The sequence below is a fragment of the Luteitalea pratensis genome (genome assembly GCF_001618865.1).
In the GTDB taxonomy this organism is placed as follows: Bacteria; Acidobacteriota; Vicinamibacteria; order Vicinamibacterales; family Vicinamibacteraceae; genus Luteitalea; species Luteitalea pratensis.
In genome coordinates this window covers 2,314,741-2,327,515 of the sequence record NZ_CP015136.1, presented here as the reverse complement: position 1 = coordinate 2,327,515, position 12,775 = coordinate 2,314,741, and the positions used below count along the sequence as shown (strand labels likewise).

The 12,775-nt window shown below is 67.8% G+C and carries 12 protein-coding genes; 4 read left to right on the top strand and 8 right to left on the bottom strand.

Going from position 1 to position 12,775, the window contains the following annotated elements:
* Window positions 1-202: 202 nt before the first annotated feature.
* Together LuPra_RS09595 and LuPra_RS09590 are read right to left on the bottom strand one after the other, a co-directional pair.
* The gene (locus LuPra_RS09595) at window positions 203-712 is read right to left on the bottom strand and encodes a secondary thiamine-phosphate synthase enzyme YjbQ (protein ID WP_234800803.1); all 510 of its coding nucleotides are present in this window, start codon (window positions 710-712) and stop codon (window positions 203-205) included.
* 409 nt (window positions 713-1,121) lie between these two features.
* Window positions 1,122-2,549 (bottom strand): winged helix-turn-helix domain-containing protein, encoded by a 1,428-nt coding sequence (locus LuPra_RS09590; RefSeq protein WP_157898947.1) that lies wholly within the window; start codon window positions 2,547-2,549, stop codon window positions 1,122-1,124.
* 379 nt (window positions 2,550-2,928) lie between these two features.
* On the opposite strand from LuPra_RS09590, the gene LuPra_RS09585 reads away from it, so the two are divergent.
* Entirely contained in the window at window positions 2,929-4,098 is a 1,170-nt protein-coding gene (locus tag LuPra_RS09585; protein WP_162271344.1) for an ankyrin repeat domain-containing protein, read from the top strand.
* A gap of 192 nt (window positions 4,099-4,290) precedes the next feature.
* Entirely contained in the window at window positions 4,291-4,947 is a 657-nt protein-coding gene (locus LuPra_RS09580; protein ID WP_110170539.1) for a VOC family protein, read from the top strand.
* Window positions 4,948-5,023: 76 nt separating this feature from the next.
* Here LuPra_RS09580 and LuPra_RS09575 read toward each other — a convergent pair whose 3' ends face one another.
* Window positions 5,024-7,060: an ATP-binding protein gene (locus LuPra_RS09575; protein WP_110170538.1), complete on the bottom strand. Its 2,037-nt coding sequence runs from the start codon at window positions 7,058-7,060 to the stop codon at window positions 5,024-5,026.
* 345 nt (window positions 7,061-7,405) lie between these two features.
* Between LuPra_RS09575 and LuPra_RS09570 the strand changes: the two genes are divergently transcribed.
* Together LuPra_RS09570 and LuPra_RS09565 are read left to right on the top strand one after the other, a co-directional pair.
* Window positions 7,406-8,125, top strand: coding sequence for an FAD-binding oxidoreductase (locus tag LuPra_RS09570; RefSeq protein WP_110170537.1), 720 nt, complete (start codon window positions 7,406-7,408; stop codon window positions 8,123-8,125).
* 76 nt (window positions 8,126-8,201) lie between these two features.
* Complete coding sequence (locus tag LuPra_RS09565) at window positions 8,202-9,089, top strand: DNA-3-methyladenine glycosylase family protein (protein WP_110170536.1); 888 nt, start codon at window positions 8,202-8,204, stop codon at window positions 9,087-9,089.
* Window positions 9,090-9,224: 135 nt separating this feature from the next.
* Here LuPra_RS09565 and LuPra_RS09560 read toward each other — a convergent pair whose 3' ends face one another.
* The 5 genes from LuPra_RS09560 to LuPra_RS09540 form a co-directional block, all read right to left on the bottom strand.
* The gene (locus tag LuPra_RS09560; RefSeq protein ID WP_110170535.1) at window positions 9,225-9,410 is read right to left on the bottom strand and encodes a hypothetical protein; all 186 of its coding nucleotides are present in this window, start codon (window positions 9,408-9,410) and stop codon (window positions 9,225-9,227) included.
* Window positions 9,407-9,907, bottom strand: coding sequence for a hypothetical protein (locus LuPra_RS09555; protein ID WP_110170534.1), 501 nt, complete (start codon window positions 9,905-9,907; stop codon window positions 9,407-9,409). Before LuPra_RS09555 ends, LuPra_RS09560 begins: the two co-directional genes overlap by 4 nt.
* Before the next feature lie 114 nt (window positions 9,908-10,021).
* Window positions 10,022-10,681 carry an NAC family transcription factor gene (locus LuPra_RS09550; RefSeq protein ID WP_110170533.1) on the bottom strand — a complete coding sequence of 220 codons (660 nt, stop codon included), beginning with the start codon at window positions 10,679-10,681 and terminating at the stop codon, window positions 10,022-10,024.
* 139 nt (window positions 10,682-10,820) lie between these two features.
* Window positions 10,821-11,627 (bottom strand): RNA polymerase sigma factor, encoded by an 807-nt coding sequence (locus LuPra_RS09545; protein WP_110170532.1) that lies wholly within the window; start codon window positions 11,625-11,627, stop codon window positions 10,821-10,823.
* Window positions 11,628-11,681: 54 nt separating this feature from the next.
* Complete coding sequence (locus LuPra_RS09540) at window positions 11,682-12,755, bottom strand: LbetaH domain-containing protein (protein WP_110170531.1); 1,074 nt, start codon at window positions 12,753-12,755, stop codon at window positions 11,682-11,684.
* Between the last annotated feature and the right edge of the window lie 20 nt (window positions 12,756-12,775).

Sequence of the window (12,775 nt, the reverse complement as noted above, 5' to 3'; positions counted from 1 at the left end):
GCCGTCCGCACCGGACCGGAAGCAAGCCCTGCCGCGTCGATCACGCCGCAAACGCTCATCGGGAGTGAGGAAAAGTACCCGCGCTGCGTTGAGAATGTCGCGGGATCGGGAATCGGGACTCGGTATCGCCCTGGGGCCTTGGGCCTTGGGCCTTGGGAAGCCTGAGACTTGAGACCTGGGACCTGAGACACTCCGCCTGCCCCTACCGCTCGCCGCCGACCACGGTCGCGACCACCGTGCGTTCCTGCGGGCCGTCCAGCTCCACGAACAGCACACGCTGCCAGCGCCCAAGCACGAGGCGACCGTCGATGATCGGCAGGGACAGCGTGCTGCCGAGGAGCATGGCGCGGCAATGTGCGTGGCCGTTGGTACGCTCGGTGTCGGTGCGGTTCACGACGCGGCGGATCGGATCGTCGTGGTCGTACGCGAGCTCGCGCGGTGCGAGGCGTTCCAGCTGACGGAAGAGGTCGCCGTGCAACAGCGGTTCCCTTTCGTTGATGATCACGGCGGTCGTGGTGTGCAGCGTATGCACGATCAGGACTCCCCTCAGCAGGCCGGTGAGTTCCAGGAACTCCTCGAGCTGGTCGGTGAGGTCGATGACCTCGCACTCGGCCGACGTCGTGAGGCGAAGGCGCATGTAGGGACCGTTTGAATCGATCGTGCGAACGATGCCGGCCGGCGGGTGGGCAGGGGCAAATGCTGTCGGGCTCATGAGGGCTCCCGCACCGCCTCGGGTGTGCGACGTGCGCGCCGCGGGCCGGTGCCGTTGGCAGCATCGGCGGAGCACTCGTCGAAGTCTTGAGCGGCGGGTGAGCAACCGGTGAGATGTGGCTGAGAGGAGGGAATTTCGATCGGGTACCGGGTACCGGGTACCGGGTGCCGGGTGCCGGGTACCGGGTGCCGCAGGGCGCCGGGTTCGTAGCCGTCCACCTTCCACCTTCGCCAAGGTTACGGTGGACAAGTCAGGTCAACGGTCGGCTGCGCACTGTCAGTCGCACGTGAGGGAGCGCCCCCAGGAAGGTAGGGCCCGCTCTCCGAGCGCGGCCCGTGGGCCAGGCGGGCATTGCGGTAGGCGTTGGGCTTATGGCGTCGGCGTTCTGCGTTCGACGTTCGACGTTCGTCTAAACGGTCCGCCGGGTGAGGCCCGCCGCGACGCCGATCGCGAAGGCGCCGCCCTCCCCCACCGAGATGAGCGCGCGGGTGAGGGGACCGAATTCCGGCTCGCCCAGCAGTCGGCCCAGCGGCGTCAGGAGCACCTGGGACCCCGACGATGCCTGTGCGAGCAGATGCACCGTGCCGCCCACCAGGGGCACACCCGCAACCGCGAGGGCCAGCGCAGCGGCGGCACCGCCCAGCCCGGTGACGAGCGCGACCACGGTACGCGCTCGACCGCGCGGCGCCGCGAGACCCGAGGCGACGCCACGGGTAGCGACGGCATATCCTGCGCCGACGCCGGCGCCGATCACCGCTCCCTCGAGAAAGCCGCCGATCGGCATGAAGAGGCCGAAGAGCGCGCCGAGCGTCCAGCGCGTGAACTCCTGCGCGATGCCTCCGGCGATGGCGCCGCCAACAGCCGCCGCGCCGACGAGCGCCGGCCGCCGTGCGGAGAGCGCGAGCGCCTCGCCTGCTGACAGTCCCGCGGAGACACCGGCACCGCCACCAAGCCCGCACAGCGCACCGACCACCCCCAGCACCGGGGCCACGGTCATCGGCGCCGTACTATCGGGCGCAAGCGCCAGCAACACGCCCCCGATCAGGCCGGCGAGCGCACCGGCCAATCCGCCTCCAAGCGTGCCGCCTATCCATCGTCGCGCGACCAGCGCCGCCGCCCGTCGCACGCGCAGCCGGACGAGCATCGACGCCGATCGCAGCGCCGTCGGCGTGCCGAGCAGGGGCACTTCGCCTGCACCGGGCACCTGGTAGCGGGTATCTCGCAGCAGCGCCCGCGCGAAGGCCTCGTGTGGCAGGCAATCGAGTCGCCGCAGGGCCTCCTCGGTCCCGAGTGCGTGCAGCCGTTCCGCGGCATCCCGCTGCTCTTCCTGCTCGGCGATCGTTGTCGCGGGCGCCAGCAGCAACGCCAACAGCGGCGGGTAGGGGTCGCCGGCCGGAGCCACAACGACGTTGTCATTGCCGGTTGTGATGCCGATCGTCGCGCTCGACGTGGCGCCAACGTCAACGCCCAACAGAGCATTCGCGGTCAGTCCAACGGGTGCTGGCGCCAGGCCGTCGTCGGTGTCCTCGATCAGGTCGGCACAGACGAACTGGTATCCGTGCCGCGACACCGTCCGGATGAAGCGTGGCTCGCGTGGGTCGTCGCCGAGCGTGCGCCGCAGGGTCCGGATCGCCTGGCTGAGCGCGCTGTCGGAAACGATGACGTCGCTCCAGACGCGATCGAAGATGTCGCGCCGGTGTACGGCGTCGGTGCGGCGCTCGACGAGGAACAGCAGCAGGTCGAAGTAGCGCGGGATGAGCGCAATGGGCTGGCCGTTGCGTGCAAGCGTGCGCTGGCGAGGCGACAGCACGAAGTCGGCGAAACGGTAGAGCGGCACGCCAGCGACGATAGACGAGAACCCCGCGCGGCGGGTAGTGTGACGCAAGTACGCGCGCCGGGACCGTGAAGTTCGGGGCGCCCACGAACCGCGGCCCCATGGTCCGCGATTCCGGCCCACGCTCCACGCAATGCTGGAATGCCGCGATGCCGGAATGTCGAACGCAGGCCGCGCGTTGGGCGTCGCCGCGGGGGTTTAACCGGCTACGTCAGCTCGGGGGAACGTAGGCGTCGAGCTTGCTCGACGCTGACCACCTTCAGCGTTCAGCGTTTGGCGTTCAGCGCTCGTCTGCGGTCGCCCCGGTACCCGGTACCCGGAACCCGGTACCCGGTCATGGAACTACGATCAGTGCGCGAGGACACCAATGGACTGGACGCCGGTGCCACTTCGGTCACCGCTGGAGGCGTACGTCGCGCAAGCCGCCCGGCTGCTGGAGGCATGGCGGACTGGCGACGCCGGCGCGCTTCGCTTCTTCAAGGAGCGGCACCCTCGCTTCCTGCGCGAGGACGTGCCGTGGCTGCCCAGGCCGCTCAGCGAGAGCGACATCGCCGCAGCGGACCTGAACGATGACGACGCACGGCTCGCAACAGCCCGCGGTTACGACTTCGCCGACTGGGAGCACCTGGCGGTCTTCGTCGACAGCATGCGCGATACGGAGGCACCGGTTGCTCGCTTCGAACGGGCGGTCGATTGGGTCATCGACGGCGATGTCGAAGCGTTACGTGCGGCGCTCGTCGACGATCCTGCACTCGTACACGTGCGTTCGACACGCGTCACGCACTTCGACCCGCCGCGCCACAACGCGACGTTGCTGCACTACGTCGCGGCGAATGGCGTGGAAGGGTATCGGCAGAGGACGCCTGCGAATGCGATCGACGTGGCGCGCGTCCTGCTCGACGCGGGCGCCGTCCCGGATTCCGTCGCACAGCTCTACGGAGGCGACTGCACGACGATGGCGCTGCTCGTGTCGAGCAGTGTTCCCGCGCGCGCGGGCGTACAGGTGGCACTCGTCGACGTGCTGGTGGACTACGGTGCGTCCGTCGAGCCGTCCGGCAGTGGCGCGTGGACTTCACCTGTGCTGACGGCCCTGACGTTCGGGTACATCGACGCCGCCCGCGCGCTGGTGCGCCGAGGCGCGCGCGTCGAGGCCTTCAGCACCGCGGCGGGACTGGGATTGCTGGACGAGGTCACGCGTCGACTGCCGGCGGCTAACGCCGAAGACCGGCATCGCGCGCTTGCGCTGGCCGCGCAGCTCGGCCACGTCGACGTCGTGCGCGTGCTGCTCGATGCTGGCGAGGATCCCGACCGATACAACCCGCCGCAGGCTCACTCGCACTCGACGCCACTGCACCAGGCGGTGGCTGGCGGACATCTCGACATGGTGCGACTGCTCGTCGAACGCGGCGCTCGCCTCGACGTGCACGACAGCCTGTTCGAGGGCACGCCCCTCGGCTGGGCCGAGTACCTCGACAAGCGGGCGATCGCCGAGTACTTGGGCGAGGTCTCAAGGCTCAGGTCTCAAGGCTCAGGCATCGGGCCTGAGACCTGAGACCTGAGACCTGAGGCTTGAGGCTTGAGGCTTGAGGCTTGAGGCTTGAGGCTTGAGGCTTGAGGCTTGAGGCGCGCTCCGCATGAGTTCATGCAGTGGCGACGCTGCGGTATCTTGTTCGCACCCTGAATCACCGAGTCAGCCGACTTCGCGAGTCGTAGCTCCCGATTGGATCGCCAGGAGACGACGGACATGGAACTCGACCACGTGTTCGTGATGTGCGACGTCGGCGCGCCTGAGGCCGCGGCGCTGCACGCGCTCGGGTTGCGCGAAGGGTCGCCCAACACCCATCCGGGCCAGGGCACCGCGTGCCGGCGGTTCTTCTTCGGCAATGCCTATCTGGAACTCGTCTGGGTTGCCAACGCCGACGAGGCCCAGACGCCGGCGGTCGCGCCGACACGCCTCTGGGATCGCTGGTCGCAACGGCGCCGCGGCGCCTCGCCATTCGGCATCGTCCTGCGCGGCGGGCGCGCTGCCTCCAATGCCGCACCGACGTGGCCGACATGGCCATACCGGCCGTCGTGGCTCGGTGAAGGTCAGTCGATCGAGTTCGCACAGGACACGCCGCTGCGCGAACCCGAAATCATCGCGATGCCCTTCGTACGCGAACGTGCGCGCGCCGGCCTCGAGCCACTGGATCACGACTTCCCCCTCACGCACATCACCTCGACCACCTGCGGCCTGGACGCCGCGTCACAACTCTCGGCCGCATCCCAGGCCCTGCACGCATCCGGCATCGTCTCCTTCGAACCCGCACGCGAGCCGACGCTGCGCCTCGCCTTCGCCGACGCCGTGGAGGGCAAGACGATGGACCTCTGGCCGACGTTGCCGCTGGTCCTCGAGTGGTAAGGCGCTGAGACTGGAGGCTGGAGGCTGGAGGCTTGAGGCTTGAGACCTGAGACCTGAGGCGTAGGCTGTAGGCGTTTTACGCGTTACTTCGCTGCGAGGCGCGTCGCGCGAGGAGATCGACGGCCTCGACGATCAACTGCGGACCGTCGATCGGCTTGGTGCGGTAGGACGTGTAGCCGGCGGCCAGGGCGCGTCGGCGGTCCTCGATGCGTGCGTGCGCCGTCATGGCGATCGCGGGAATGTCGGGACGTCGCTCGCGGACGCGCGCGATGAACGCGTAGCCATCGACACCGGGCATCGCGATGTCGGCGATCACGAGATCGATGTCGCTGGTCTCGAGACACTGGAGGGCCGCTGCCGCGCTGTCGCACAGGGTGGCCACCGCGCCCGCGCCCTCGAGCAGCACGCCGCACAACTCGCGCGAATCCTGGTCGTCGTCCACCACCAGGACCGTCGCACCGTCGAGGCAGCCCGCGAGCATCGTCGACGGCGTGAAGATCGGCGCCGTCAGCGCGAGGTCTGCCGACACGGGCACCGGCAGGCTGATCCGGATCATCGTGCCGAGACCGGGGCCGTCGCTGTGCGCGGTCATCTTGCCGCCATGCTGCTGCACCAGGTGACGCGCAATCGCAAGGCCGAGTCCGAGGCCGCCATGCTGCCGTGTCGTCCGGCTGTCGGCCTGACGGAAACGTTCGAACACGTGCGGCAGGAATTCCGCCGCGATTCCCGCGCCGGTGTCCTGCACCTCGATGCAGACCTCGCCGTGTTGCGCCAAGCACAACAGCGTGACCTGGCCGCCCGATGGCGTGAACTTCACCGCGTTGGCGAGGACGTTGCCGAGCACCTGCTGCAGGCGCTTGGGATCGCCCTCGAGCGTGGGTAGCGACGGCGCCAGATCGGCCGTCAGGCGCACGCCCTTCTCGGCAGCGGCGGGGAGGATGCCGCTGATCGCCGTTTCCACGAGGACAGGCAGGCACACGGCGGTCCGTTCCAGCTCCAGCTTGCCGGCGATGATCCGCGACACGTCGAGGATGTCCTCGATCAGCTGCGCCTGCAGGCGTGCGTTCCGAGCGATGGTGTCGAACGCCGACTCGACGCGTGCGGATGGCAAAGCGCCCGACTGGAGCAGGTGCACCCAGCCGAGGATCGCGTTCAGCGGTGTCCGCAGTTCGTGTGAGAGCGTGGCGAGGAATTCGTCCTTGGTGCGGCTCGCCTCCTCGGCGATCGCAAGCCGCGCCAGTTCGGCTTCCTTGCGGCGCGTGGCCATGATGCACACGCCGGACAACCGCACCGGCCGACCGTCCTGGTACTCGACCATCCCCTTGCCTTCGACCCATCGCACGGTGCCGTCCGGCGCGACGATGCGGTATTCGACGTCGTGCGGGATGCCTTCCGTGAGGGCACGACTGGCCGACGCGAGCACGCGGGGGCGGTCCTCGGGGTGGATTTCACGCTCGTAGCTCGCGAACGTGCCGTCGAAGGTGCCGTCCGGCAAACCATGAAGGCTCGCGAGGTTCTCCGACCACTCCACCTTGTCCGTCGTGAGGTCCCAGTCCCACGTGCCCATCGCCGCGGCGTCGAGCGCGAAACGAAGTCGATGCTCGTTGCGGCGCAACTGCGTCTCGACCGTGATCCGTTGCACCGCGAACGCGACCTGCGATGCCATCAGGCTGGCCAGTTGCATCTGGCCGGCGCCGGGCACGTGCGGCGTGTCGAAGTACAGCATGAACTTGCCGATCACGCGGTCCATGCTCACGAGCGGGAAGAAGGCGAGCGCCGCGATGCGCTCGCGTTCGAGGACCGGGAGCAGCGCCGCGAGCGACGCGTCCTCGCGTACGTCGCCGACGATGATCGGGACTGCGTCGGCCGATTCCGGCGTCCAGGGGCTGTGACCTTCGACGGCAGCGCAATACTCGTCGGAGATGCCGCGCGAGGCGACGAAGCGCATTACGCCGGCGGCGTCGAACAGGAGGATGGATGCGCGGCTCACCTGCAACCCGGCTTCGAGCGAGTCGAGGACGGCGTCGAAGATCTGCTCGACGTTATGACTGCCGCTGATGGCGCGCGTGAGGGTCAGGCAGACGCCGAGGTGGGGGTTCGCCGTTGTCAGCATGGTTGGGGAAGGCCCAACGCGATTCTTCCCCGGAGTGAGGCGAAGCGCAACAGGATACGTGGGCCGCAGAGCTCAACGGCCGAAACTGGCGCAAATCCTGTACGAGGCTGTGACCAGGATTCGGGACGCGAGGAATTTTCGCGCCGTCGCCACAACGGCTGGCCGACTGAGCGCCGGCCGACCAGACCGGCGACCACGTTCGGCCTTCGCGGCCGTTCCGGCATTGTCGTGGTTCCCGCATGCGGCGTTCGGTCGTTCAACGTTCTGCGTTCCTCGTCTGATGGGGCAACGGCGTTCGGCGTTCAGCGTTCCGCGTTTTTGTCTGTCGCCCATATATGCTGAGGCATGCTTACGCGCCGCAGGTTCCTCGGCGGCTCCGCGGCGTCGCTCGCCACTGTGGCCAGCGGCTGCATCCCGCGCATGCAGGTCGGATCGCCGTACGCGTCGAGTATCCCTGAGATCGAGGCCTCCACCCTCGTCAACGACCTGCACTCGCAGCTCAATCCCACACGCGTTCATCACATCGTCAAGCCGGCCGGCGTCGATGCGCTCGCCGAGGTCATCGCACAGGCGCGAGCAGAGAGCCGGGCGATCGCGGTCGCTGGCGGGCGACACGCCATGGGCGGCCAGCAGTTCGTCGAAGACGGCGTGCTGCTCGACACCCGCGGCCTGAACCGCGTGCTCGCCTTCGACCGTGACCAGGGCACGATCACGGTCGAGGCCGGCATCCAGTGGCCGCAGCTGATCACGTGGATGGCAGACCAGCAGGCGCCGGATCGTGTCGACGCCGACACGAAGACGTGGGGGATCGTCCAAAAGCAGACCGGCGCCGATCGGCTCAGCCTGGGTGGCGCGCTGGCGTGCAACGCACACGGACGCGGACTCGCGCTCAAGCCGATCGTCGATCAGGTGCGCTGGTTCGACCTCGTCGACGCCGGCGGTACGGTGCGACGCTGCTCGCGCACCGAGAACGTGGAGTTGTTCAGGCACGTGATCGGCGGGTACGGGCTGTTCGGTGTGGTCGCGCGGCTGCAGTTGCAACTGCGTCCCGAGCGCGGCCCCTAACGCCCGTCACTCGACTCTGGCCGTTGCCATCATCGCGGTGCCGCATGCGCGAGACTGTTGGTATCGTGAGACGCGGATGACGCCAGACGCCAGCGACACCTGGCCGCTCCCGGAGCCGTACGACTTCCTCGAGACCACGAGATGGTGGCGCCTCGGCGTCCGCGATCCGACCGTGCGACGTGACGCGAATGGCCTCTGGCGCACCTCGCATACCGCTGACGGACCCGTGACGGTGCGCCTGACCATCGGCGGTGCGCGGTTGCGTGCCGACGCGTGGGGGCTAGGTGCCACTGCTGTGCTCGAGGACGTCCCGCGCTGGGTCGGCCTGGACGAACCGCCGTGGGCGTTGCCGTCGCATCCCGCTGTCGATCGCATGCTGCGCACATATGGCGGAGTGCGCCTCACCGACACCCGCGACGTGTTCGACGCGATGGTGAACACCGTGCTGCAACAACTTGTGACCTGGGAACATGCGGCGATGACGTGGCGACGCCTGTGCGAGCGGCATGGCGAGCGCGCGCCTGGGCCGATCGAGATGCGCCTCTCCCCTACGCCGCGGGCCATCCGAGCGGCCGGGACGATGCACTTGCAAGCGGCGGGGGTCGGCCTGAAGCAGGCACGTACGTTGATGACGGTTGCAGGCGTCGCGCATGCGATCCGCCGCGCGGCGAATCTGCCGACGCAGGATGCTGCGGAACTCCTGCAGAAAGTGCGCGGGATCGGCCCGTGGACCGCGAGCATGGTGCTCGGCATGCGCCTCGGCCGGCCAGAGCCGATCCCGATCGGCGACTTCCACCTGCCGTCGACGATCGCATGGGCCCTGGCGGGCGAGCCGCGCGCAACGGATGCGCGGATGCTGGAGCTGCTTTCGCCCTTCGGCGATCAGGCGTTCCGGGTGGTGCGCCTGGTTTGGGCCGCCCGCATCGAGGCCCCAAGGCGTGGCCCCCGCGCCCCCTGGCGGTGAGAAGTTTGGACGAACGCTGAACGCTGGACGCTGGAAGCTGGACGCTGACGAGCCGTAGCCGTCGACCTTTAGGTCGACGGTCGCGGGTTGGGGCGTAGCCGTCGAGCTTGCTGGACGGGAGCGGCCGACGTCAGATTACGGGCGCGTGCGCCAGGGCGTGATGCCGCGAACCGGCCGGCCCGCCGCCTTCCGCACGCGGTCCAGTTCGACCTCGCGGTGCTGCAGTTGGATGATCAGCGCAATCTTCTGGGCTGGCGAAAGCGCACGTTGGGTAGCGTGCCAGTCTGCCTTGGCGGTCCATCGCTTGGCGTCGCTGCTCACAGGTCGTATCGTGCCACGAGTTCAGCCAGGAGCGTCTCATCGACGAGACCAGCCGCGCGCAGCCGTTGAGCGCGTTCCAACCGGCGTGTCGACGCAGCGCCGGGGAGCCTCCAGGAGGCCACCAGGTACGTAGGCGCCATCAGACGCATGCTCACGGGAGGGTCAGCCTCGCCGTAGGGAATGTCGACGGCGGCGCGAACGGCCTCCGCGATCAGCGGGTGCCACGCCGGCAGAAGCTGAATCGGCACCCCACAGACGATGACGTGCTCGCCGTCGAATTGGTATCCCTGCGCTTCGAGCCACGCGAGAATCGGGCGGAGGGGATCGAGCGGCGAGTGGTCGCTCTCGGCAACGATCACGGCGACGTCGAGATCCTGCGTGGCGGTGGCCTCATCCCAGATACTGGAGGCGACCGCGCCGGTGATCGCGTAGTCCTCAATTACGCCCGCGGACGTGAGGCCGTCGAGCCAGCGGAGTACGCCTGCGAACGACTCCATGGTCAGGACACGTCCCGCTCGAAATGCGCATCGTACGCGACAGCCGGAGACGTCATCGTCGTCACATCATGCCACCCTCGCGTCGCGCGCGGCCCCCGGGTGCCCGACGTGACGCTACCGCGTACGCTTCCACTCGCCATCCACGCGACGCTCCGGATGGTGGCAGCGATACCGCTTGCGAAACGTGGCCATGTCCTCCCGGCTCGAAAAATAGAACCAGGAGTTGCCGTCGAAGTGAACATTCATCGGCATCGACCCCAGGTCCCAGGCGTGGTGTGGCATGACGCGGCAGTCGCGGCCGCTCGTGAGGAACGCCATCCATCGCTTCAGCGCCGCCCGGACCTTCCGCAAGTGGCCACGGCGGTCGTAGGGGTGATGGAAGTCTTCGACAATGTTGTCGAACTTCCCGCCAACGTACAGGACGAGGCCGCCGAAATCACCCATTTCGCCGGCCACTGTGCAGGCGAAGGACAGCGTCGGCCATTCGGCCGCCATCGCCGCGTAGAAGTCCGCCGGGTAAACCCACGCGGTGATGATCTCGAAATGGGCCTGCGTCCGCGTCCGGAAGTGGATCAGCACCACACCGCTCTCGATACGCTCGTCGCTTTGCTCGTCGCGTTGCTCGGCGCGGCGCTCCGGCGGGCAGAGCACGTCGAAATGCAGCAGGTTGTCGGTCTCGTCCTTGCCGCGGCGCGTGTAGCCGGCGCGCATGAACTCATCGATGTCGGCCTTCGTGCCGACGACGTGAAGTTGCTGTTCAGTCCAGTTCGGCATGAGCCTCGATTGGGGCCAGGTAGACGTTCGATTCGGTGCGATTCAGCTGCCAGTCGCACCTCCATACAGACGCGTGAAGCGACGCGGATCTGACGCTGCCACTGGTCAGCATTGGGCCGGAAAGGCTCGTTTCATGCCGTCATTCCCGCTCGATATGCCCAGGCCGATCACGGGTCTTGCGCCCTGGCGAGCCGGAGCGGACGCAGTGTCTCCGGCACGAACGGCGGCATGTCGCGGCGTCGCCGTTCACCAACGACGACCGCAGGGCCGACACGATGCGATCGAGGCGGCGATACAGCGGCTTGGCGGGCTCCCCCATCAATCTTGCAACGTCGCTGACCGCCAGGCCGCGGCCAAAGCGCAGGTGCAGCAGGCGCCGGTCGTCGGGTGGAAGTGCAAGGCACGCAAGGCGCAGGCGTTCACGCCGCACGCGCGTCTGCTCTTCGTCCTGCCTCGCCTCGACCGGATCATCGAAGCTGCAGGGGCTGATGCCCTCGAAGTCGTCGGTCGCGACGGTCCTGGCGCGGATGCGCTGCGGCAACTGCGTCGCCAGCGCGCGCAACACCGTTTCGTCCGCGCACTCCGGCCGCGTCGCCATGATCGCGACCGCATCGTCCACCTGGTGCCCGTCGCGCGAGATGAGACGGTCCAGGTGAATGGCGGCATGCCCGAGTCGACGGGCGGCCTCGCACGGGCGCCACTTGCCGTAGTGGCGGTTGCGCCAGTCGAGGAGCTGGCGACGGACGACGACGGTGATGAAGGTCTTGAGCGAGCTGCGCCCCGCAAACCGCTTCAGGGGCGCGTAGTTGCGTTCGAGCAGCTTCAGGTGGACGTGCTGGCTGAAGTCCATCGCATCTTCGGCCGGCAGGCCGCTGGTGCGGCTGACGGTCGCAATGACATCAGACAGGAGCGAGAAATCGGCAGGCGCAAGCGGGGACGTGAGCATCGGCGAACCCTCCTGCTTGAGGGGGAACGCGATGCTCAGGAGAGTGTTACAAGCTCATGGGTGGTCTCTCCACCACTTGCGCTGCTTGTTCCTGAACAGGGGCTCGGTGTCGAAATAGATCCCGAATGAATTGATGTATTCGGTCTTGTACGTTGGCTGATCCGGCTCGAACAGGCCCGCCTTGAAGCCGCCGGGGAATGTCGTCCCGCTGTAACGGATGTAAATCGTGTGTGCCCAGGGGTTCCGGAATCGCGGATTCCCGAAGAACAGCGTCAGCGGCCTAACGTCGACGATGACCGGCTGCACGTAGGCCTTCCAGAAATCGTCCCGGGAACCCACGAAGAACCGCGCGACACCGGCACCAGCCCCGACCGTGACGGCGGGAACGATGACCCAGTGCGCCGACGCGCCGACTGTCGCCATCATGTTGCCCTTGCCTTGATTCGCGTTCTTGGTGTCCCACCCGAACCCGGCGGTGGCGCTGACGAACGCGCGATCGACGTCGTGGTAGCTGAGTGGGCACGCCGAGAAGGCGAACCCACCCACCGGCAACAGGACCAGGGCGCGGGCCTTCGTCAGCACGTCCGTCTTGAAGCGCTCCACATCTTTGGCGTCGTCGCCAGGCGGCGAGATCGCCTGGAGATCGGTGAGCCACGTCTTCAGTTGGTTGAAGTCTTCGTCGCGTAAGCTGGGATCGATTTTCGCATCGGCTGCGACTCGCGCCAATATGCGAAGGTTCACGACTCTTGCCATCGCGCCATCGACCTGCTTCTTGCCAGTGGCCTCGCCGCTACTGGCTCCTCCAACGACGCGCTCGGTTTCGGCGATGGCCTCGGCTGTCAGTATCACCGCCACGCGGTAATAGAGCGCGGCTGGCTCCTGACTGATCATGGCCCTGCGCTGGTACGACAGGCGTTCCGCCTCGAGCCGTCGCTTCACCCCGTGGAGCATCTCCTGGCGCGCGCCTGCGCTCTGCGTCAGGCACAACAGCTTCAGTTCGAAGCTGATTCCGGCAAATTGTGGGCCGCTCAGGTCATCCAGCCACTTCCAGAAGAAGGCGTGCGCTGACACGGGTGTCAGCGCGACACACAGGACCGACAGCGCGAGAGCCAGGATCGATCGACGCATGCAGGACACTCTTCTCTTCG

Coding starts and splice junctions, on each gene's coding strand:
- LuPra_RS09595 (WP_234800803.1), bottom strand. CDS start 712: ATGAGCCCGACAGCATTTGCCCCTGCCCACCCGCCGGCCGGCATCGTT.
- LuPra_RS09570 (WP_110170537.1), top strand. CDS start 7,406: ATGCTTACGCGCCGCAGGTTCCTCGGCGGCTCCGCGGCGTCGCTCGCC.
- LuPra_RS09575 (WP_110170538.1), bottom strand. CDS start 7,060: ATGCTGACAACGGCGAACCCCCACCTCGGCGTCTGCCTGACCCTCACG.
- LuPra_RS09555 (WP_110170534.1), bottom strand. CDS start 9,907: ATGGAGTCGTTCGCAGGCGTACTCCGCTGGCTCGACGGCCTCACGTCC.
- LuPra_RS09550 (WP_110170533.1), bottom strand. CDS start 10,681: ATGCCGAACTGGACTGAACAGCAACTTCACGTCGTCGGCACGAAGGCC.
- LuPra_RS09545 (WP_110170532.1), bottom strand. CDS start 11,627: ATGCTCACGTCCCCGCTTGCGCCTGCCGATTTCTCGCTCCTGTCTGAT.
- LuPra_RS09540 (WP_110170531.1), bottom strand. CDS start 12,755: ATGCGTCGATCGATCCTGGCTCTCGCGCTGTCGGTCCTGTGTGTCGCG.
- LuPra_RS09580 (WP_110170539.1), top strand. CDS start 4,291: ATGGAACTCGACCACGTGTTCGTGATGTGCGACGTCGGCGCGCCTGAG.
- LuPra_RS09565 (WP_110170536.1), top strand. CDS start 8,202: ATGACGCCAGACGCCAGCGACACCTGGCCGCTCCCGGAGCCGTACGAC.